The organism is Streptomyces sp. DI166, from assembly GCF_900091315.1.
In the GTDB taxonomy this organism is placed as follows: Bacteria; Actinomycetota; Actinomycetes; order Streptomycetales; family Streptomycetaceae; genus Streptomyces; species Streptomyces fuscus.
Map to the genome: position 1 here is coordinate 26,914 of NZ_FLSP01000035.1, position 19,938 is coordinate 46,851.

General features: G+C 70.3%; 20 protein-coding genes. 4 read left to right on the forward strand and 16 right to left on the reverse strand.

Annotated elements, in window-relative coordinates; genetic code table 11:
• Positions 1 to 17: 17 nt before the first annotated feature.
• On the reverse strand, positions 18 to 590 hold the full coding sequence (locus GA0115233_RS18655; RefSeq protein ID WP_176711850.1) for a YqgE/AlgH family protein: 573 nt from the start codon (positions 588 to 590) through the stop codon (positions 18 to 20).
• A gap of 251 nt (positions 591 to 841) precedes the next feature.
• On the opposite strand from GA0115233_RS18655, the gene murA reads away from it, so the two are divergent.
• Positions 842 to 2,182, forward strand: coding sequence for a UDP-N-acetylglucosamine 1-carboxyvinyltransferase (murA, locus tag GA0115233_RS18660; RefSeq protein WP_093721381.1), 1,341 nt, complete (start codon positions 842 to 844; stop codon positions 2,180 to 2,182).
• 203 nt (positions 2,183 to 2,385) lie between these two features.
• Here the strand turns inward: murA and GA0115233_RS18665 are convergent, their stop codons facing one another.
• The 9 genes from GA0115233_RS18665 to GA0115233_RS18710 all read right to left on the reverse strand — a co-directional run bounded on the left by GA0115233_RS18665 (position 2,386) and on the right by GA0115233_RS18710 (position 13,376).
• A complete protein-coding gene (locus tag GA0115233_RS18665; RefSeq protein ID WP_007382399.1) occupies positions 2,386 to 2,667 on the reverse strand; it encodes an HU family DNA-binding protein in 282 nt (93 codons plus the stop codon).
• 325 nt (positions 2,668 to 2,992) lie between these two features.
• A complete protein-coding gene (locus GA0115233_RS18670) occupies positions 2,993 to 4,426 on the reverse strand; it encodes an NAD-dependent malic enzyme (protein WP_093721382.1) in 1,434 nt (477 codons plus the stop codon).
• 367 nt (positions 4,427 to 4,793) lie between these two features.
• Positions 4,794 to 7,091, reverse strand: a complete 2,298-nt coding sequence (locus GA0115233_RS18675; protein WP_093721383.1) for a HelD family protein — start codon at positions 7,089 to 7,091, stop codon at positions 4,794 to 4,796.
• 83 nt (positions 7,092 to 7,174) lie between these two features.
• Entirely contained in the window at positions 7,175 to 7,945 is a 771-nt protein-coding gene (locus tag GA0115233_RS18680) for an anti-sigma factor family protein (RefSeq protein WP_176711846.1), read from the reverse strand.
• 50 nt (positions 7,946 to 7,995) lie between these two features.
• Positions 7,996 to 8,580: a sigma-70 family RNA polymerase sigma factor gene (locus tag GA0115233_RS18685; RefSeq protein ID WP_078598885.1), complete on the reverse strand. Its 585-nt coding sequence runs from the start codon at positions 8,578 to 8,580 to the stop codon at positions 7,996 to 7,998.
• A gap of 268 nt (positions 8,581 to 8,848) precedes the next feature.
• Positions 8,849 to 9,451: a CGNR zinc finger domain-containing protein gene (locus GA0115233_RS18690; RefSeq protein WP_093721385.1), complete on the reverse strand. Its 603-nt coding sequence runs from the start codon at positions 9,449 to 9,451 to the stop codon at positions 8,849 to 8,851.
• Between the two features lie 289 nt (positions 9,452 to 9,740).
• Positions 9,741 to 10,901: a uroporphyrinogen-III synthase gene (locus tag GA0115233_RS18700; protein WP_093721387.1), complete on the reverse strand. Its 1,161-nt coding sequence runs from the start codon at positions 10,899 to 10,901 to the stop codon at positions 9,741 to 9,743.
• A gap of 139 nt (positions 10,902 to 11,040) precedes the next feature.
• Positions 11,041 to 12,423, reverse strand: a complete 1,383-nt coding sequence (locus tag GA0115233_RS18705) for an MFS transporter (RefSeq protein ID WP_093721388.1) — start codon at positions 12,421 to 12,423, stop codon at positions 11,041 to 11,043.
• Positions 12,424 to 12,590: 167 nt separating this feature from the next.
• A complete protein-coding gene (locus tag GA0115233_RS18710; RefSeq protein WP_093721389.1) occupies positions 12,591 to 13,376 on the reverse strand; it encodes a hypothetical protein in 786 nt (261 codons plus the stop codon).
• Positions 13,377 to 13,416: 40 nt separating this feature from the next.
• Here GA0115233_RS18710 and GA0115233_RS41095 point away from each other — a divergent pair, with 40 nt between their 5' ends.
• Positions 13,417 to 13,572, forward strand: coding sequence for a hypothetical protein (locus tag GA0115233_RS41095; protein ID WP_176711847.1), 156 nt, complete (start codon positions 13,417 to 13,419; stop codon positions 13,570 to 13,572).
• 71 nt (positions 13,573 to 13,643) lie between these two features.
• Complete coding sequence (locus tag GA0115233_RS18715) at positions 13,644 to 14,132, forward strand: hypothetical protein (RefSeq protein WP_093721390.1); 489 nt, start codon at positions 13,644 to 13,646, stop codon at positions 14,130 to 14,132.
• Here GA0115233_RS18715 and GA0115233_RS18720 read toward each other — a convergent pair.
• The 6 genes from GA0115233_RS18720 to GA0115233_RS18745 all read right to left on the reverse strand — a co-directional run bounded on the left by GA0115233_RS18720 (position 14,115) and on the right by GA0115233_RS18745 (position 19,109).
• A complete protein-coding gene (locus GA0115233_RS18720; protein ID WP_093721391.1) occupies positions 14,115 to 14,705 on the reverse strand; it encodes a hypothetical protein in 591 nt (196 codons plus the stop codon). The genes GA0115233_RS18715 and GA0115233_RS18720 overlap by 18 nt on opposite strands.
• A gap of 8 nt (positions 14,706 to 14,713) precedes the next feature.
• Complete coding sequence (locus GA0115233_RS18725) at positions 14,714 to 16,105, reverse strand: WXG100 family type VII secretion target (protein ID WP_093721392.1); 1,392 nt, start codon at positions 16,103 to 16,105, stop codon at positions 14,714 to 14,716.
• Positions 16,102 to 16,410 carry a hypothetical protein gene (locus tag GA0115233_RS18730; RefSeq protein ID WP_093721393.1) on the reverse strand — a complete coding sequence of 103 codons (309 nt, stop codon included), beginning with the start codon at positions 16,408 to 16,410 and terminating at the stop codon, positions 16,102 to 16,104. Before GA0115233_RS18730 ends, GA0115233_RS18725 begins: the two co-directional genes overlap by 4 nt.
• A complete protein-coding gene (locus GA0115233_RS18735; protein WP_093721394.1) occupies positions 16,407 to 17,000 on the reverse strand; it encodes a hypothetical protein in 594 nt (197 codons plus the stop codon). Before GA0115233_RS18735 ends, GA0115233_RS18730 begins: the two co-directional genes overlap by 4 nt.
• Before the next feature lie 154 nt (positions 17,001 to 17,154).
• Positions 17,155 to 17,901, reverse strand: coding sequence for a class I SAM-dependent methyltransferase (locus tag GA0115233_RS18740; RefSeq protein WP_176711848.1), 747 nt, complete (start codon positions 17,899 to 17,901; stop codon positions 17,155 to 17,157).
• Positions 17,898 to 19,109, reverse strand: a complete 1,212-nt coding sequence (locus GA0115233_RS18745) for an asparagine synthase-related protein (RefSeq protein WP_369691370.1) — start codon at positions 19,107 to 19,109, stop codon at positions 17,898 to 17,900. The genes GA0115233_RS18740 and GA0115233_RS18745 overlap by 4 nt, the downstream gene beginning before the upstream one ends.
• Between GA0115233_RS18745 and GA0115233_RS18750 the strand changes: the two genes are divergently transcribed.
• The gene (locus GA0115233_RS18750; RefSeq protein ID WP_369691371.1) at positions 19,062 to 19,931 is read left to right on the forward strand and encodes a transcriptional regulator; all 870 of its coding nucleotides are present in this window, start codon (positions 19,062 to 19,064) and stop codon (positions 19,929 to 19,931) included. The two genes, GA0115233_RS18745 and GA0115233_RS18750, sit on opposite strands and share 48 nt — an antisense overlap.
• The last annotated feature ends 7 nt before the right edge of the window (positions 19,932 to 19,938 follow it).

A 19,938-nucleotide genomic window follows, 5' to 3' on the forward strand; every position in this document is an offset into this window, starting at 1 on the left:
ACTGAAGCTCACACGTCTCAGTTGAGCGAAGGGTCGTCCGGATACGTGGCGACCATCGCCAGCTCACTGCGCTGGCGGCGCAGGACCTCCCGCCACAGTCTCTCCGGCTCCGGCGAGGAGACGTCCCCGGGCTCCGACTCCACCACGTACCAGGCCCCCTCCACCAGCTCGTCCTCCAGCTGGCCGGGCCCCCAGCCCGCGTACCCGGCGAAGATCCGCAGCGAGCCGAGCGCGGAGGCGAGCAGTTCGGGCGGCGCCTCCAGGTCCACCAGGCCGATCGCGCCGTGCACCCGGTGCCAGCCCAGCGGTGCGCTCTCGCCGCCCGCCCCGCCCGGGATGACGGCGACCCCCAGCGCGGAGTCCAGGGAGACCGGTCCGCCCTGGAAGACGACCCCCGGCTCACCCGTGAGATCCGCCCAGCCCTCCAGGATGTCGCCCACGTCCACCGGGGTCGGACGGTTCAGGACGACGCCGAGCGAGCCCTTCTCGTCGTGGTCGAGGAGGAGCACCACCGCACGGTCGAAGTTCGGGTCCGCCAGGGCGGGCGTGGCCACGAGCAGCCGCCCTGTGAGCGAGGACACCTCGGTCATGGCAGACATGATCCCGCATCTTGCCCCGGTGTGGGGAGGCAATCCGGTTAAGGGAGTGAACGCAGCTCAGCGCCGCACGGCACGCCCCCGGCGCACTCCCCTCACGGTGACTGGTCGTACCCGGTGAGGAACGGTTCGTGTTGTGACACAGCTATGACGTTTCTGGGCCGTCCTTGGGCTTACTGAAGGGGGGTGCGCGGCGATTACCCTGTTTCCTCGGCCCCTGCCCCACTCATCGGAACGCGAGATACATGACCGTCAACGACGATGTCCTGCTTGTCCACGGCGGAACCCCGCTGGAGGGCGAGATCCGTGTCCGCGGTGCGAAGAACCTCGTACCGAAGGCCATGGTCGCCGCACTGCTGGGCAGTGAGCCAAGCCGGCTGCGCAATGTTCCGGACATCCGTGACGTCCGGGTCGTGCGCGGGCTGCTCCAACTGCACGGAGTGACGGTCCGTCCGGGCGACGAGCCCGGCGAGCTGGTGATGGACCCCTCGCACGTGGAAAGCGCGAACGTCGCTGACATCGATGCCCACGCGGGATCCAGCCGTATCCCGATCCTGCTGTGCGGTCCGCTGCTGCACCGGCTCGGGCACGCGTTCATCCCGGGCCTCGGCGGCTGCGACATCGGCGGCCGGCCCATCGACTTCCACTTCGAGGTGCTGCGGCAGTTCGGCGCGACCATCGAGAAGCGCGCGGACGGCCAGTACCTGGAGGCCCCGCAGCGGCTGCGCGGCACGAAGATCCGGCTGCCCTACCCCTCGGTCGGCGCGACCGAGCAGGTGCTGCTGACCGCCGTCCTGGCGGAGGGCGTCACCGAGCTGTCCAACGCCGCGGTGGAGCCGGAGATCGAGGACCTGATCTGCGTGCTCCAGAAGATGGGCGCCATCATCGCGATGGACACCGACCGCACGATCCGGGTCACCGGTGTCGACAAGCTCGGCGGCTACACCCACCGTGCCCTCCCCGACCGCCTGGAGGCCGCCTCCTGGGCGTCCGCGGCGCTCGCCACCGAGGGCAACATCTACGTCCGCGGCGCCCAGCAGCGCTCGATGATGACGTTCCTGAACACCTACCGGAAGGTGGGCGGTGCCTTCGAGATCGACGACGAGGGCATCCGGTTCTGGCACCCCGGCGGCCAGTTGAAGTCCATCGCGCTGGAGACGGACGTGCACCCCGGCTTCCAGACCGACTGGCAGCAGCCGCTGGTGGTGGCGCTGACCCAGGCGACGGGCCTGTCCATCATCCACGAGACGGTCTACGAGTCCCGGCTCGGCTTCACCTCCGCGCTGAACCAGATGGGCGCCCACATCCAGCTCTACCGCGAGTGCCTGGGCGGCTCCGACTGCCGCTTCGGCCAGCGCAACTTCCTGCACTCCGCGGTGGTCTCGGGCCCCACCAAGCTCCAGGGCGCCGACCTCGTCATCCCCGATCTGCGCGGCGGCTTCTCCTACCTGATCGCGGCGCTGGCGGCCCAGGGCACCTCCCGCGTCCACGGCATCGACCTCATCAACCGCGGCTACGAGAACTTCATGGAGAAGCTCGTGGAACTGGGCGCGAAGGTCGAACTCCCGGGCAAGGCGCTGGGATAACAGCCCGTCAAAAAAACGCCGATGGGGCGGTCACCCGAACTCGGGTGACCGCCCCATACGCGTTTGGCTCAACCCCCTGAGGGGCGCGGGCCGTATCGATCTGCGGCTCCGCCGCGTGGACGCGACCAGCCACAAGGGGCCCGCGGACAGCGACGGCGTCCCGCCCCTACGGCGAGCAGTTCCCGGCGCTCAGAGCGGAGCGCTTACTTACCCTTGGCGGCTTCCTTGAGCTTGCTGCCCGCGGAGACCTTCACGCTGTAGCCGGCCGGGATCTGGATCGGGTCGCCGGTCTGCGGGTTGCGCGCGGTGCGAGCGGCACGGTGGGTGCGCTCGAAGGTCAGGAAGCCAGGGATGGTGACCTTCTCGTCGCCCTTGGCGACGATCTCGCCGACGGTCTCGGCGAACGCGGCCAGCACGGCGTCGGCGTCCTTGCGGGTCACCTCGGCGCGGTCGGCCAGCGCGGCCACCAGCTCACTGCGGTTCATGTTGTTACTCCCGTGTTCTTCTTGCCATTGAGGCGTGCCACGCGGCGGAGCCGCATATCGGGCACAGCGAAAGTCGATGCTGCCAGGGTCCTCGGACAGTCCCCGGACCCGGGTCCGGTCCGCCAGACGCTCGCGCCCAGAGACGCATCCTGCCCCTACCTGCGGCGGGAAAGCCAATCCGGCACCCGTCCGAGCCGTGAGAACACCCTTGGGGGTCACACGAAGGGCGGGCCCGAGCCTGGCCGTCACGATAAACGGCTCTCCCGGGCCCGCGGTTCCACGACGCGCCGCGACAAGGGCTTGCCGTGGCGATCGTCACGTCCGGTCAGACGCCCGAGTTGTGGTGCGCGGCCGCTCCGGCGGCCTTCGCGGCGTCCCGCACCGCGCCGGCCACCGCGCCCGCGACCTTGTCGTTGAAGACGCTCGGGATGATGTAGTTGGGGTTCAGCTCGTCCTCGGTCACCACATCCGCCAGCGCCTTCGCGGCCGCGAGCATCATGTCGGTGTTGACGGTGCGGGACTGCGCGTCCAGCAGACCGCGGAACACACCCGGGAACACCAGCACGTTGTTGATCTGGTTGGGGAAGTCCGAGCGCCCGGTGGCCACAACGGCCGCCGTCTGACGGGCGATTGCCGGGTCGACCTCGGGGTCCGGATTCGCGAGCGCGAACACGATCGCGCCCTCCGCCATGCCGGCCACGTCGGTGCCGTCGAGGACGTTCGGGGCGGAGACGCCGATGAAGACGTCGGCGCCGCGCACGGCCTCCTTCAGAGTGCCCGTCAGGTTCTCGGGGTTGGTGTTGTCGGCGATCCAGCGCAGCGCCGAGTCGGGGGCGGCGTCCACCAGGTCGGCGCGTCCGGCGTGCACCACGCCGTGGATGTCGGCGACGACGGCGTTCTTCACGCCCGCCGCGAGCAGCAGCTTCAGGATGGCCGTACCGGCCGCTCCGGCGCCGGACATGACGACCCGGATGCCGTCGATGGGCTTGCCGGTCACGCGCAGCGCGTTGGTGAGCGCGGCGAGCACGACGATGGCGGTGCCGTGCTGGTCGTCGTGGAAGACGGGGATGTCCAGGGCCTCGCGCAGCCGGGCCTCGATCTCGAAGCAGCGGGGGGCGGAGATGTCCTCCAGGTTGATGCCCGCGAAGCCGGGGGCGATGGCCTTGACGATCTCGACGATCGCGTCGGTGTCCTGGGTGTCCAGGCAGATCGGCCAGGCGTCGATACCGGCGAACCGCTTGAACAGGGCCGCCTTGCCCTCCATGACCGGCAGCGCGGCCTTGGGGCCGATGTTGCCGAGGCCGAGGACCGCTGAGCCGTCGGTGACGACCGCGACGGAGTTGCGCTTGATGGTCAGCCGGCGGGCGTCCTCGGGGTTCTCGGCGATGGCCATGCAGACCCGGGCGACACCCGGCGTGTAGACCATGGAGAGGTCGTCACGGTTGCGGATGGGATGCTTCGACGCCATCTCGATCTTGCCGCCGAGGTGCATCAGGAACGTACGGTCGGAGACCTTGCCGAGGGTGACGCCCTCGATGGTGCGCAGCTTGGCCACGATCTCGTCGGCGTGCGCGGTGGAGCTGGCCGCGATGGTGACGTCGATACGGAGCTTCTCGTGTCCGGACGCGGTGACGTCGAGGCCGGTGACCGAGCCTCCGGAGGACTCCACGGCGGTGGTGAGCTGCGAGACGGCGGTTCCGCTCGCGGGCACCTCCAGCCGGATGGTCATCGAGTAGGAGACGCTGGGCGCCGTTGCCATGGCGGACTTCCTCTGCTTTCACCGTGTCGCGAAATTGTGCCGTCCGATCGTCGCACCTACCGCCGAGTACGCGGTAGCCGCCCCGGATTGCGGACTTTTTGTTCACCGGGGCCGCACCGAAGCGTGCGACTTCGGAAAACATCTTCCACGATACGAGAAATGATCGGCCAGTGATGAGCCACCAAAAGAGGCCCACGTCACATCGTGACGTGGGCCTCTTCAGAGGTTGAGTGACACCGACCCGCCATGCTCGCCTCGCGGCAAGTGGTCGCTCGAAGCGACGAAGGTTGGGCCCGGGGGCTTGGATCGGGCCGGTGTCACAGCAAGGCTAACAAACGCTTCCCCGGGGCCATTCCCGAACCGGCGATCAGTCCCGCAGAAGATCCGGCACGCCGTCCGCGTCCGGCTCGTCCCGCTCGCCGGAGACCACGGTCAGCTGCTGGGTGGCCCGGGTCAGGGCGACGTAGAGGACACGCAGGCCGGCCGGGGACTCGTCGGCGATCTCCGCGGGCGAGACGACCACGGTGGCGTCGTACTCCAGGCCCTTGGCCTCCAGGGAGCCGAGGGCCACGGCCCGGTCGCCGAGCCCGGCGAGCCAGCGGGCGGCCTCCTCGCGGCGCTGCATGGCGACGACCACGCCCACCGTTCCGTCGACCTGCTCCAGCAGCCGCGCGGTCTCCTCCCGCACGGTCGTGCCGAGCGACTCCCCCACGACGCTGAAGCGCGGCCTGAGTCCGGTGGAGCGGACCGCCCTGGGGGACGTGGAGCCGGGCATGGCCAGCGCCAGCACCTTCGCGGCCAGCTCGGCGATCTCCGCCGGGTTGCGGTAGTTCACGGTGAGCTCGAAGCGGCGGCGCGGGCGGGTGCCGAGGGCCTCGTCGCGGGCCTCGGCCGCCTCGTCGGGGTCGGACCAGGAGGACTGGGCCGGGTCGCCCACCACCGTCCAGGTGGCGTGCCGGCCGCGGCGGCCGACCATGCGCCACTGCATCGGGGTGAGGTCCTGGGCCTCGTCGACGATGACGTGGGCGTACTCGACGCGTTCCTGGGCGAGCCGCTCGGCGCGCTCGCGCTGGCTCTCCTCGCGCACCGGCATCAGCTCCTCCAGGCCGGTGAGCTGGTCCAGCGGGTCCAGTTCGCGCTTCTTCCGCGGCCGGACCGGGGTGCCGAGGATCGCCTGGAGTTCGTCGAGCGCGGCGATGTCGTGCACCGAGTAGCCGTCGCGGCGCAGCGAGCGGGCGACCCGGCGGACCTCGCCGGGGTTGAGCACGCGCCGTGCCCAGCGGCCCAGGCGCCTCTCGTCGGCCATCGCCGCGAGCACGCCCTTCGGGGTCAGCTCCGGCCACCAGGCGTCGAGGAACTCGATGAAGGAGTCCTCGCCGGTGATGTCCTCGTCGAAGGAGGAGCGCAGCTCGGCGGCGAGTTCGGGGTCGGTGTGCCGGGCCGCGGCGCCGGACCGGTCCCACAGGGCGTCCAGGAGGAGCTTGCGGGCGCGCGGGCGCAGCAGGTTGACCGGTGCGGTGCCGCCGAGGGCGGTGCGGCGGATGGAGGCCAGTTCGTCGGCCTCCAGCTCCAGTCTTCGGCCGAAGGCGACCACCCGGAGCCGGTTCGGAGAATCGTTCAGCTCCAGCGCTCCGCGGGCGGCCTTCCGGAGCACCTTGAGCATCCGGTACGAGCCCTTGGCGCGGGCGGTGGCCGGGGAGTCGTAGAGCGTGGCCTCGGCGCCGTCGACCAGGGAGCCGAGCGCCCGGATGGCGACCTGGCCCTCCTCGCCGAGCGAGGGCAGCACGCCCTCGGTGTACGCCACCAGCAGCGGGGTCGGGGAGACGATCAGGATGCCGCCCGCGTAGCGGCGCCGGTCCTGGTAGAGCAGGTAGGCGGCGCGGTGCAGGGCGACGGCGGTCTTGCCGGTGCCGGGGCCGCCCTCGACGTGGGTGACGGAGGCGGCGGGGGCGCGGATGACCAGGTCCTGCTCGGCCTGGATGGAGGCGACGATGTCCCGCATGGAGTGGGTGCGGGCCCGTCCGAGGGCCGCCATCAGGGCGCCGTCGCCGATCACGGGCAGTTCGTCGCCGTCGAGGTACGCCTTCAGCTCGGGGCGCATCAGGTCGTCCTCGACGCCGAGCACCCGGCGCCCCTTGGAGCGGATGACCCGGCGCCGCACGACCCGGCCGGGGTCGACCGGGGTGGAGCGGTAGAAGGGCGCGGCGGCCGGCGCCCGCCAGTCGATGACCAGGGGGGAGTAGTCCTCGTCCAGGACGCCGATGCGGCCGATGTGCAGGGTCTCGGCGATGTCGGCGGTGTTGTCGGGGCGGATCACGCCCTCGGCGGGCTCGACGGCGGTGTAGGCGCCGTCCGGGCCCTTCTTGCCGTCCTTGCCGAGCAGCAGGTCGATCCGGCCGAAGAGGAAGTCCTCGTACTCGTTGTTCAGCCGGTTGAGGTGGACGCCCGCCCGGAAGACCTGCGCGTCCCGCTCGGCGAGGGCGCCGGGCGTGCCGACCTGGCCGCGCCTGGCCGCGTCGCGCATGAGGAACTCCGCCTCGTGGATCTTCTCGTCGAGGCGCCGGTACACCCGGTCCAGGTGTGCCTGTTCGATGCCGATCTCACGGTCCCGGACCGAGTCCGGGACCGCGCCGACCGCGGTTTCCTGTTGAGCCTGAGCGGCCACCGGGCCCCCTTCTGACGTGCTGGGCAGCCGTCAACCGTACGCGAAGGGGACCCCTGGAGGCTATGCGTCGGCCGGGCGTGGCCTCAGACGGCCACCTCGACCAGTCGCTGGCCGTCGAACGTCATGACCTCGAAGCGCTCGATCTCCTCGGGCGTGAACGCGGCCCCGCCGTGGACGTACAGCGGTTGCTTGGCCTGTTCGGTCTGGGCGTTCGGGATGCCGTAGCCCCACTTCGGGACCGACCACGAGGTGATGGTCTCCCGCTCGCCGTTCTTGCCGACGGCGATCAGGGAGCACTTCTGCGGACCGGTGACGTTCTTCAGCTCCAGCACCGCGTGGGTGCCCCACTGCTTGGCCTCCATCGCCACGGTCGCGGTGACCTTGGTGGAGGAGTCGCGGCCGGTGACCTTCTCGGACATGGTGGTGAAGGCCGCCTTGGCGGGGCTGGTGGACCCTGCCTGGCTGGAGGTGCCACCGCTGTCGTCGGTGGTGGCGATCGCGGCGACCGGGCCGCCGATGATCAGCGCCGCCGCGGCGGCCACGAGGTAGAAGCTGCGGCGTCGGGTCATCGCTCTGCGTTCGGCGACCTCGTCGACGAGGTTCTGCACGAGTCTCGGGCTCGGCTTCGCCGAGAGCGACTCCCCGATGGCGGGGGTGCCCGAGCCCGGCAGGTCCGCCAGGGCGGCCAGCATCGGCTCCATCCCGGCCAGCTCGTCGAGCTGCTGGGCGCACCACTCGCAGCCGGCGAGGTGCATCTCGAAAGCGGTTGCTTCGGCGTCGTCGAGAATCCCGAGGGCATAGGCGCCCACGGTCTCGTGCTCACTGGCGCCCGAAGAGCCCTGCGTCCCCTGCATGGGGCCAGACATACCCGGACCGCCTGCTCCGTACCCCCCGTATGTGTTCATCACGCCGTCACCCCCCGCTCCTCCAGCGCCAGCTTCATCGACCGCAGGGCGTAGAACACCCGTGAGCGCACGGTGCCGCTGGGTATACCCAGGGTTTCCGCCGCCTCATTGACCGTACGCCCCTTGAAATACGTCTCGACGAGCACCTCGCGGTGGGCGGGGGTCAGGTCGTCGAGCGCGTCCGACAGCGTCATCAACCACAGCGCCTTGTCGATCTCGTCCTCCGCGGGGATGACCTCCAGCGGCGACGGATCGACCTCCTGCGGCCGGGCCTGCCGGCTGCGGTGGCCGTCGATGACGATGCGGCGTGCGACCGTCACCAGCCAGGGGCGTACCGATCCGGTCGCTCGATTGAGCTGGCCGGCGTTCTTCCAGGCACGGATGAGCGTCTCCTGCACGACGTCCTCGGCGCGCTGCCGGTCACCGGCGACCAGGCGGAGGACATACGCGAGCAGGGGTCCGGCGTGCTCCCGGTACAGGGCACGCATCAGCTCCTCGTCAGGTTCCACCGAGGGCTGGGACATGCGATGTCGGGCCCTCGATCCACGTTCATTGGCCACGGCCGCATCCTTGCGCACGCCCACCTCCGGTGTCCCCGTTTCAATCTGGGCTCCCCCAGCCGGTCGCTCCTCCACCCGTACGGACCGGGGCCGTTGTGTGTTCAAACCGAGACGACAGTTTTCTTCTGAGTGACATGACGGAGGGGACACGGAGGCACATTCCCCCCTCAATGTCTTTACATTTTCGCCATCACGGAACGATCAACTCCGTTGGTACGGACCAATGATGGGTAAACGAGATGTAATCGAAATCACGTCGATCGCCGCGACGCGTAAGGGACATAAGGGACCGTCAGGCGCGGGCGAGCGCGGCGCGCCGGCGATGCCGGGCAACCCTTTCGCGGTTCCCGCACACCTCACTGCTGCACCAGCGCCGCCGGCGCCCCCGCGAGGCGTCGAGGTACACGATGGGGCAGTTGTCCCCTTCGCACTGTCTGAGCCCGGCCCGCGCGAACGGATCGGTCAGCAGCTCCACCGCGTCCCGGGCGACCGCGGCGAGCAGCGCGGCCCGCTCCGGCGGCCCCTCCAACTCCCGTACCAGCGTGCCGTCGTGCACCCGGACCGCGCGCGGCGCGGGCGGCGCGGTGTGCGCGGCGTCGTTGACCCGGGCGAGTGCGGGGGCGTACGAGGCCCAGTTCCTGACCTCGGGGAACAGGGCGCCGCGGATCAACAGGTCGATACGGCCGCGCAGTTCGCGGAAGTCCACCAGCCAGGCCGCGTCGGCGTGGGCGAGCGGGGTGCCGGGCGGCACCAGCCCGGACCCGGTGATCCAGGCACGCAACACCTCGACCGAGCGCAGCCGTTCGACGGGATGACTGGTCGCCAGCAGATCGAGACAGCTCCGTCCGGTGTCGAAGCGCAGCTCGTACGAGACCGTGGCCGTACCCAGTGCCATGTGCCTGTCACCGCCTAGGCGTCACCCCGGGGCGGCCCGGACGAACCGTCCCCTCTCACAGTGCCTGCCCACGGGCCCACCGGAAACCCCTCGTAGGGCAGGACGGTTCCGGAGTGCGGGGGCCGCGAGCCCCTCCCAGCCCGTCCGGCGTTTGAGGACGAGGCCGTTCAGGCCGAAAGCGGGGATCTGGGGGCGCAGCCCCCAGGGACGGCACGGGAAGGGGCGGCGGGGGCGAGCAACGAGGGTCGCAAGCCTGAGGCAACGAGTGCCTCGGACCCGGACGGAGTACCTACGCGTCCGCGTACTTGGAGTCCGCCGCCGGGTCCAGGGCCAGGCGGTAGCCGCGTTTGACCACCGTCTGGATCAGTTTGGGGGTGCCGAGGGCCGAGCGCAGACGGGCCATGGCCGTCTCCACGGCGTGTTCGTCCCGGCCCGCGCCGGGCAGGGCGCGCAGGAGGTCGGCGCGGGCCACGACCCAGCCGGGGCGGCGGGAGAGGGCACGCAGGAGGGACATGCCGGCCGGGGGGACCGGGCGGAGGGCGCCGTCTACCAGGACCGCGTGGCCCCGGATCTCGACCCGGTGGCCGGCCACCGGCAAGGAACGCGCCCGGGCGGGGAGTTCCTGGCACAGGAGCTGCACCAGGGGGCCGAGGCGGAAGCGTTCGGGCTGGACCGTGTCGATACCGCGGGCCTGGAGAGGGAGAGCGGTTACCGGGCCGACGCAGGCCGGGAGGACGTCGTGGTTGAGGGCTTCGAGGAGTTCGGGGAGCAGACCGCGCTCCTCCGCCCGGGTCAGCAGTGAGGCCGCCGCCGGGGCGCTGGTGAACGTCACCGCGTCCAGGCCCCGCGAGACCGTCGCGTCCAGCAGCCGGTCCACCGGGCTCAGGTCCTCCGGCGGCATCCACCGGTACACCGGCACCCCCACCAGCTCCGCTCCCCCGGCCCGCAGCGCGTCCATGAACCCCGGCAGCGGCTCACCGTGCAGCTGGACCGCGATCCGGCGGCCCTCGATGCCCTCCTCCAGCAGCCGGTCCAGCACCTCGGCCATCGACTCCGACGACGGCGACCAGTCCTCGGTCAGCCCGGCGGCCCGGATCGCGCCCTTCACCTTCGGACCCCGCGCGAGCAGCTCCACCCCGCGCAGCCGGTCCAGCAGCTCCTCCCCGAGACCCCACCCGTCGGCGGCCTCGATCCAGCCCCGGAAGCCGATCGCGGTCGTCGCGACCACCACGTCCGGCGCCTGGTCCACGATCTCCTTGGTGGCCGCGAGCAGTTCACCGTCGTCGGAGAGCGGCACGATGCGCAGGGCGGGTGCGTGCAGGACGGCGGCGCCGCGCCGCTGCAGCAGCGCCCCCAGTTCATCGGCGCGGCGCGCGGCGGTCACCCCTACGGTGAACCCCGCGAGCGGCCCGTGCTGCCCTTGGCCGGGCTTGTGCTGATCGTCGTACATAGTCTCGTCCCGCACTCAAGTCGTCACATGTCGGGTCGCCCCCGCATGCCCGGGTTGGTCCCGCCATGCCGATCGAGCCTGTCAACGGTGCGTGACAGGCTCGGATCGGCTTCATGTCGGCAGTGTTACGTCACACGCCTCACACCTCGGCATAGCTGAGCTGCGGCTTCGCCTCCGAAGCGGCCTCCGGGGCCTCGTTCCGGACAGTCGGGCGGCGAAGGTATACGGCCCAAGTGACCACGAAGCAGACGCCGTAGACGATCAGGAAGGCGACGAAGGCGCCGGTGCCGGAGCCCACCGAGAGGAAGGACTGACGGAAGGCCAGGTTGATGCCGAGCCCGCCGAGCGCACCGATCGCGCCGATGATCCCCATCGAGGCGCCCGACAGCCGGCGCCCGTACGCGGCGGCCTCCTCGCCCGTGAGCCCCTTGGACAGCGCCTTGGCGTGGAAGATGCCCGGGATCATCTTGTACGTGGAGCCGTTGCCGAGGCCGGTCAGCACGAACAGGGCGATGAAGGCGACGGTGAACAGCGGCAGCGACTCGCGCATCGAGGCCACGATGATCACCGAGGTGGCGGCGGCCATGCCGACGAAGTTCCACAGCGTGATCTTCCCACCGCCGAACCGGTCGGCGAGCGCACCGCCCACGGGCCGGATCAGCGAGCCCAGCAGCGGGCCGATGAAGGTGACGTACGCGGCCTGCAGCGGCGTACGGCCGAACTGGGTCTGGAGCACCAGGCCGAAGGCGAAGCTGTAGCCGATGAACGAGCCGAACGTCCCGATGTAGAGGAAGGACATGATCCAGGTGTGCCCCTCCTTCACCGCGTCCCAGGCGGCGCCGGTGTCGTTCTTCACGGACGAGATGTTGTCCATGTACACCGCGGCGAGGACCGCGGCGACGACGATGAGGGGGATGTAGATCCCGAGCAGCACCCGGGGTCCGCCGCTGGCGCCGATCACCGCGAGGCCGATGAGCTGCACGACGGGCACACCGATGTTGCCGCCGCCGGCGTTCAGGCCGAGCGCCCAGCCCTTCTTGCGCAGCGGGAAGAAGGCGTTGATGTTGGTCATGCTGGAGGCGAAGTTGCCGCCGCCGACACCGGCGAGCATCGCGCACAGCAGGAACGTGGTGTACGACGTCCCCGGCTCCATCACCACGAACGCGGCGATGGTCGGCGCGAGCAGCATCGTCGCCGAGACGACCGTCCAGTTCCGGCCGCCGAAGAGGGCCACCGCGAAGGTGTAGGGGATCCGGACGACGGCGCCGACCAGGGTCGCCATGGAGACGATGGTGAACTTGTCTGCCGGGGTGAGGCCGTACTCCGGTCCCATGAAGAGCACCATGACGGACCACAGGGTCCAGATGGAGAACCCGATGTGCTCGGAGAGGACGGAGAAGAGCAGGTTGCGGCGGGCGATCTTCTCGCCCTTCTCGGCCCAGAAGGTCTCGTCCTCCGGATCCCAGTGATCGATCCAACGTCCTCCCCTGCTCGCGGCGGGGGCAGTGCTAGGGGCTGTCATAACGCCTCCACGGGGCTCCGGGCTCAGGTCGTACTCCAGGGAGTGGCTGATCCCGAAGGTAGGGAGGGCGCGTTACCTCGCTGTGGCACCGGGTGACCGCAAAGGAACTTTGCTCTCACCTTGGAGGGAGGGGGGATGAGAGGTGCCCGGGGCGGGAGGCGGTCGGCTCAGTGGCTGGGCGGCTGCCAGTGGGGGTTCTGCTGGGGGTAGGACTGGGGCGGCGCGTAGGGCTGCGGCGGGGAGTACGGCTGCTGCGGGGGGTAGGGCTGCTGCGGGGCCGGAGGCGTGCCGTAGGGACCGGCGGCCGGGGCGCCCGCGCCGTAGGGGCCCTGGGCGTACGGGGCCGCCTGCCCCGGTACGTACACCCCGGCCGGGAGGTAGCGCAACCGTCCGGTGGCGTCGTTGACCGGCTGGAACCCTGCGGCCTGGAGCCGCGCGGCGAACTTGGCGTTGCGCCTGCGGTTGACCACGAACCCGGTGCCGAGCGCGCCCATCAGCAGGACGAACAGCACCCCGGCGATGATCCACGCGATGTCGCCCTGCGCGGAGCGCATGGCCACGGCGACACAGCCGAGGGTGCCGCCGAGCGCCCCGAGCAGCATCCGCTTCTCGGCGTTCTTGCCGGTGAGGTCGAAGTTGATCCGCGCCTTGAGCAGTTCGAAGGCGTCCGGGACGAGCGGCGGCAGGGAGACGCCGTCACCGGCGTTGGGGTACTGCGCCCAGTTCTGCGCGGCACGGGCGCGGGCCTGCGGGCTGTGGTCGGGCACGATCAGCATCACCAGCGCGCTGTTGTGCCCGCCGCCCTGGCGGACGTCAGCGTACTCGTACCCGAACTGCTGGGCGATGAAGGCGAGTCGGGCGAGCTTCTTCACCGAGGCCATGGGGCTGCTGAGCTCGACCGGCTCCCCGCTCGCCATCAGCCGCAGCATCTTCCGCACCTGCCGCTTGCTCATCGCCACCCTCTCCCCCGACACGACGTGGTGCCAGTGTTCCATGAGGGACGGGAACTGGTTGTGGGGGCTTGATGGAGGAACGCGTACGGGCACCTGGCACCCGGTGGACGTGTCACCGGGTGCCTACCTGACCACGCGCCGCCCGGAGCTGGTCCGGGCGTACGCGAAGGCGCTGGGCGACCTGCTCCACACCTGACCGGCACCGCCCCCTTCCGCTCGCGCCACCCCTCGATATCCTCTAACCCACCCACCGGAACGGGAGAGTCCATGTCCGCCGAGTTCAGGACCGAGCAGCCGAAGGCGCGGCGGTCGGCTGTCGGAAATGTACTGTTCGCCGGGGCCGTGGCCGTGGCGCTGGCGGCGATGGTGGGCGGGGCGTTCGCGGCGGTCGCCGGGCTGCTGGAGCCGTTGTCGGGCCTCGCGCCCGAGGACGGGGAGCACGCGCTCGTCGTCGGCTGCGTCGGGCTCGGCGGGGTCGTCGGGCTCGGGGTGCCGGTGATCCTGTTCGGAACGGGGTCACGGTCGGGGGTCGGGGACGCCGGGCGCAGGATCCTCGGCCTGGTCGTGTTCGCCGTCTACCTGCTCGTCGTGGCCGTGATCGCCGCCCAGCTCGGGTACGCCCTCCCCCGCGACCTCACCACCACTGTCGCCGTCTTCGCCGTCGGCTTCAGCTGGATGCCGCTGGTGATGGTGCCCTGGGAGCGGCTCGGCCTGGGCCGGTTCGTGCCCAGGGCCGTCTCACCCAAGGCGGAGTGAGTCCGCCAACTCGTCGGCCACCTTGGCCAGTTCCTCGCCGAGCCCGAGTGACGTCCACAGCAGCCGGCACTCCAGCGCCGTCGCGTGCCGGACGGGCAGGACGTAGTGGGCGACGCCCTCGACGACCACACCGCGGTCGGACTCCGGGTCCGTGGGCTCCTGGCGGTGGACGCGCAGGGCCGGTCCCAGCGGGAGTTCGACCTCCGTCAGCCCCAACACCCCGCCGAAGTAGGGCCCTTCGGCCAGCCCCGCCTCCGCGCGGAAGGCGGCCAGGCTCAAGGACTCGGGCGGCACCCGCAGTTCGCGGACGCTGTACGAGGCGATGATCGCGTCGTTGCGCGGCGCCAGCACGGACGCGCACAGCGCGCCCTGCCGCACGGCGGCACCCCAGTACCAGAGCAGGTCCTCGGCGAAGGCCGTACGCAGCCGTTCGTCCGTCTCACCACCCAGGTGCTCCGCGGCCAGGCCCAGCGCCCACTCCTCCGGGTCCTCGCACCGCAGGTCGAGCACCAGCCAGTTGTGCGCGGCGGGCAGATCGACCCGGCACTCCCGCCAGTCGGTGGGTGGCGTCATGTCGGTACTCACACTCCCGCCAGCGACGCGTCGGGCCCGGTGACGTCGATCTCCGGGTCGCCGCCGAACAGCCCGACGAAGCTCTTGGTGTCGGACCCGGCACCGGTACCGGTGGCGCCGAGGGAGAGCGAGTTGTACGCGATGGCCTGCTTGAAGGCGTCCGGGGTACCGATGAAATTGAGATCGGCGGGGTCGATGTTCTTGATCCGGGCGAGTTCGTCGACCATGCCCGGACCGGCGTACATGCTCGCCAGACCGCGTACACCGGCGGTCTGGTAGGCGTCCCGCGCGGCGGAGAAGTTGTCGCCCACCTTGAACAGGTCCCGCCAGTTCGAGCGGATGGTGCCGAGGTCGTCGGCGAAGGAGCGGGGCAGCCCCCGGAAGGCGGCGCCGAGCGACACGTCCGGCAGGGCGGCACCGGGCCGCGCCCCGGCCCGGGCGCCGACCATGGACTCCACGAGCGCCCGGCGCGCGGCCGAGTTGAGGTTGGGGTTCCAGGCCCGTACGTACTGCGTGGCCGCCGTCCACACCCGGCTGCGCCCCACGGTGGCGGCCAGCTTGGCGCCGGCGGAGAAGACACGCCCGATACCGAAGGTGGCGAGCCCGAGCACGTCCATGGCGACATCGCCCCAGGAGCCGTCGCCGTTGACGGCGAGCAGCACATGGCAGACCAGGGAGACGGCTGTCGCGATGAGCGCGATGGTGCCGAGCACACCGGCGAGGGCCTGCCCGATGATGGGTATCCAGCCGACGACGAGGGCGAGCAGCCCGCACACGGCGGCGATGGCCCCCGCGATGTCAGCCACGATTTTCAACGTGTCCCGGAGGTCGTCCAGCCAGGAGTCGTTGAGTCCGTCGCCCTCGGTCGTGTCGTGGATCTTCTTGGCGGCCTTGTCGCCCGCCTTCTTGTGCCGCGTCTTCACCGCGTCGAGCTGGGAGCGCAGCCCGTCGAGGTCGCCCTGGAGGTCCTTGGCGGCCTTGTCGAGCTTCTTCTGCCCGGCCTCGTCGGTCCCCTCGGGCGGGTTCTCGGCCCGCGACTTGGCACTGCTGAGATCGCCGGCCTTGGTCTCGGCCTGGGTGAGCAGCTTGTCGGCGTCCTGCTGCACCGACTCCAGCGTGGTGCAGTACTCCTTGATCGCGGCGCCCGCGTCGGCGTACCGGTCGTGCGCCTTGCTGACGGTCTTCGCGGTGTCGTTGGCCTTCTCCGCGAAGGCGCGGCCGGCCTCAGAGTCCCAGCTCTCCAGGTTGCCGATACGGCGCAGGGCGGCCGCGGTGTCGGTGATGGTCTTGGCGGTGGCGGTGAAGCGCCGGGCCAGCGCCTGCATGTCGTGCAGATCGCCGGGGACCGGGTCACCGCTCTCCCCGAGCACTTCCCAGCGGTGGGCGGCGGGACGGGTCACTTGGCCTTCCCCTTGCCTTTGCCGATGAGGGCGTTGTAGAGCGCGGTGTCCAGCTCGGTATAGGCCTTGCCGGACTCATGGGCGAGCGTGCCGAGCCCCTTGATCTCCTCGATCATCTTCTTGCGGTTGTCGTCCCAGCCGTCGGAGAACTCCTGGAGCCGTTCGTACAGCGTCCCGTGCCCAACCGTCTTGCGGTCGTACTGGTCCATCAGCTTGTCGAGCCCTTCGAGCTCGGTGGCGACGGTACGCAACCCGGTGCCTGCGGTGCGCAGATCGTCGGTGGAGACCTTGAGTTTCTTGCTCACTGTGCACTCCCCTCGGTCGGCTGGTGCCAGCGCAAAGTTCCGGCCACGGCGTCGAAGAGCTGCACCATGGCGTCGGCGATGGGCTCCAGAGGGGTGCTGAAGGTCAGATGCAGCACCTCCTCCCGGTCCGGTACCGGCACGAAGTACTCCACGATCGTGTCGTCGAACTCGGTTCCCAGCTTCCGCGACTGCTTGGGCCGCTCCGTGCGCCGCAACCGAGCGGCGGGCCCGGCGGCGGGGAGCCGGACGGGCTCCACCTCCCCGGACCCGGCGAGCGCGACGACGGCGTCAAGACTGTCAAAGGCCCGCTGGAGGCGGGTGACGAGCAAGGAGGCGGACAACGGAATCCCCGCAGCCTCCAGGAAGGACAGGTACAACACCACCCCGCCCTGCTCAACCCCCGCCTCCGCGGCCCCGAGCAACTGCTCCTCGGCCTTCCGCTTCAGCACGGGCTGATCGTCCACCCCCGCGAACTGCCGCTTGATGAGGGCGGCAACGGAAGCCTCCCGCCGCTCCTGGGGCAGCAACGGGATCCGATACCAGTCCTCGGGCGTGACCAGCCCGAAGACAGGTGCACGCGTTTCGGTCATGTCCGACTCCCGGTGGCGCGAATCGATCGGCGGGGGCGGGCCTACGGTAGCGGGTGCCTCAACCGCACCACCGGGCTCCCCCGTGACTCACACCGTTCGGCCACAAACGCGGGTCTGGCCCTGTTTGCCACCGTGCCATTTATCGCTCCGCCGGTCACCGCGGATCTTGTCGGGCCACCGTGTACGCGGTGGGGCCAGTGAGCCCAGTCCCTGTGCCGTCGAGCATGTCCAGGATTTCGAAGCCGGCGCCCTCCGCGTAGCGTTCGAGCTCTCGGGGGAACAGGACGCGTCTGCGGATCTCGTCTCGGGCCTCGTCGCCCGAGGGGAGCACCCAGTGCCGGTGCATGGTGTTGATCTGGGTCCGCAGGTCCCACGTGTGGCGGATGGTGACGGTCGCGGGTCCCGTCGGGGTGTCGACGGTGGCGGTGGTCGGCTCGGTCCGGGTGATCGGGGCGACGGGGGAACACAGCACGAGCAGCGCTCCCGGCCGGGCGTGGGCGGCGAAGGTGGCGAAGACCTGGCTGATCGCCTCGTTGTCGTGCACGTAGGCGAGGCTATTGCCGATGCAGGTCACCACGTCCATGCGGCTTCCGAGTCGTGTGGTGCGCATGTCGCCAGTGCGGATGTCCAGCTCAGGCCGGGCTTGGTGGGCGTAGTCGACCATGCCGGGCTGGAGGTCCACGCCGATGCACTCGAAGCGCTTGGCCAGGATCTCCAGGTCGCGGCCGGTACCGCATCCGAAGTCGACCAGGGTCCGGGCGTCCGGCCGGTGCAGCTCGATCAGGGTCTGGCACATTTCGGCGCTCGTGCTGTCGGACTGGACCACGTCGTAGAGTGCCGGATCGCGGTACAGGAGGTTGGTGGCTTCCACGTGCTCGGCTTCCGTGTCGGGGCTGGTCACATGAGGCTTCGCAGTCCGACCTCCAGGGCGAGCGCATCGCACAGCAGGTCGGGGACGACCGGCGCGGCGTCGGCGTCCCGCCGCGCCTTGGCGAGAGCCTTCCCGTCAACGTAGCCGAGGTCCACCAGGATGGACTCTTTCAGCATGTCATCCAGTACGGGCAAGCCGTAGGAACGCAGGCCCTTTTCCAGAACGGCCAGGAAGTTCTCCGGTTCGGCCGGCGCAGCCACCCACTCGGGTACCCCGGCCCGTCTGATCCGGTCGCGGAACAGCGCCTTGCCGCGCTTGTGCTCGTGCGGCAGTTGCTCCATGAACCGCACGATCCGTGGGTGGGCGAGCGGGCTCACTGGCCAGATTGCGGCCCGGAGGAATCCGGGGTTGTGCATCCCGAACGCCATCAGGGTCGGTACGGGCAGTGCCGGGATGGGTGCCAGCTGCTCGTTCACCTCGGCGAGTGCTCGGGCTGCCTTGACTCCGAGCCACGGTACGGGTTCGGGTGTCGGCAGTTCGGCCTGTGTCCTGGAGTGGTGGGCGTTGATCTCGTCGCCGCCGCTGCCGGTGAACATGACTTCGCACCGCCGGGCGGCTGCCTGCTCGCGCACGACATCGAACGCCTCCTGATAGAAGGCTCCCGCCGGGTCGTGCGGCTTGCACAGATCGCGCACGCCTCCAGCGCAGAAGGGTGGGTGCTGCATGGCGGGGGTGGCCGTGTCTCGGAAGCCGCAGTGCTCCACAAAGACCCGACGCCGCTCGCGCTGTTGCCTGCCGGTGCTTCCTCCCACCAGCAGGCCGAAGCTGTACACCTCGGGGAAGCGGGCCGCCTTGATGGCCAGGGCGACGTTCCCGGAGTCCGCACCGCCGGACAGTTCGACGCCCACGCATCCGGTTGCCGTCGCCGCCTGACGGATCACGTCGGTCAGCAGGTCGTCGGGCTGCCCGTTCCACACGATCGCTCCTCCGCGGCTGCGGATACCGTGGAAGGGGTGATCGACCTGGGGAGGCTGGATATGGACCCGTCCCGCCGCAGTGTCCTGGGAGCCGGCCTGTTCCCCGTGGCCGTCACCATTCCCGGCTGGCCTGATGTTGTCGGGCGTGCCGATGCCGTCCAGTCCGGCCGCACGACTCGCATCGGCATGAACGAAGTGGACATGGTCATCGCCATGACCGAGCGGGTGTCGGAACTGGACGACGAGTTCGGCGGCCGTCACGCACGCCCCATGGCAGCCTCCTTCATGGTCAACACCGTGGCCTCCTACCTGCGCGCGGACGCGTCTGAGGACGTACGCAAGGCGATGCTGTCCGCCGCCTCGGACCTGCTCTACCTGACCGGCTACATGGCCGTGGACGAAGGGCTGCACGGTCTCGCACAGCGCTACTACGTCAAGGCTCTGGAGCTGGCAGGCGCTGCCGAGGACCACCTGACGTACTGCACCACCCTGCGGGGCATGAGCATCCAGGCAGTCGATCTCGACCACGGGGCGAAGGCCATGGAACTGGCCGACGCCGCTGCCGCCGCCTCCCCGCAAGCCGGCCCTCGGATGCTGGCCTTCCTTGTCGGCCAGCAGGCGCACGCCGCCGCGCAGACCGGCGACCGTACGGGTGCGCTGCGCTACATCCGGGAGGCCGAGGCGGCCATGGACCGTGCCGAGTCACGCGGCAAGGCGTTCGGCTCGTATGACCCCTCTTCACTCAACTACCATGTCAGCCAGGTGCGTTACGAACTCGGCGACAAAGCCGGAGCCGTCGAAGCCATGCACCAAGCGGACCGGCTCCGCCCCAGCGCGTACCAGCGCACACGAGTACACCGTCGCGGACTGTTGGCAGAGCGGCAGTTGGAACTCGGCCACCTGGAAGCGGCGTGTGCCACCTGGCACCTGGCCCTCGACGACTACCCCAAGGTGCAGTCCGGCCGCGCCGACGAACGCGTGAAGGCGATGTTCGGTCTCCTGCGCCCTCATCTGAAGTACGCGACGGCCCGTGATCTCTACGACCGAGCACGGACGATCGCGCCACCGTCGCTGGTCGCCTGACCCCGTC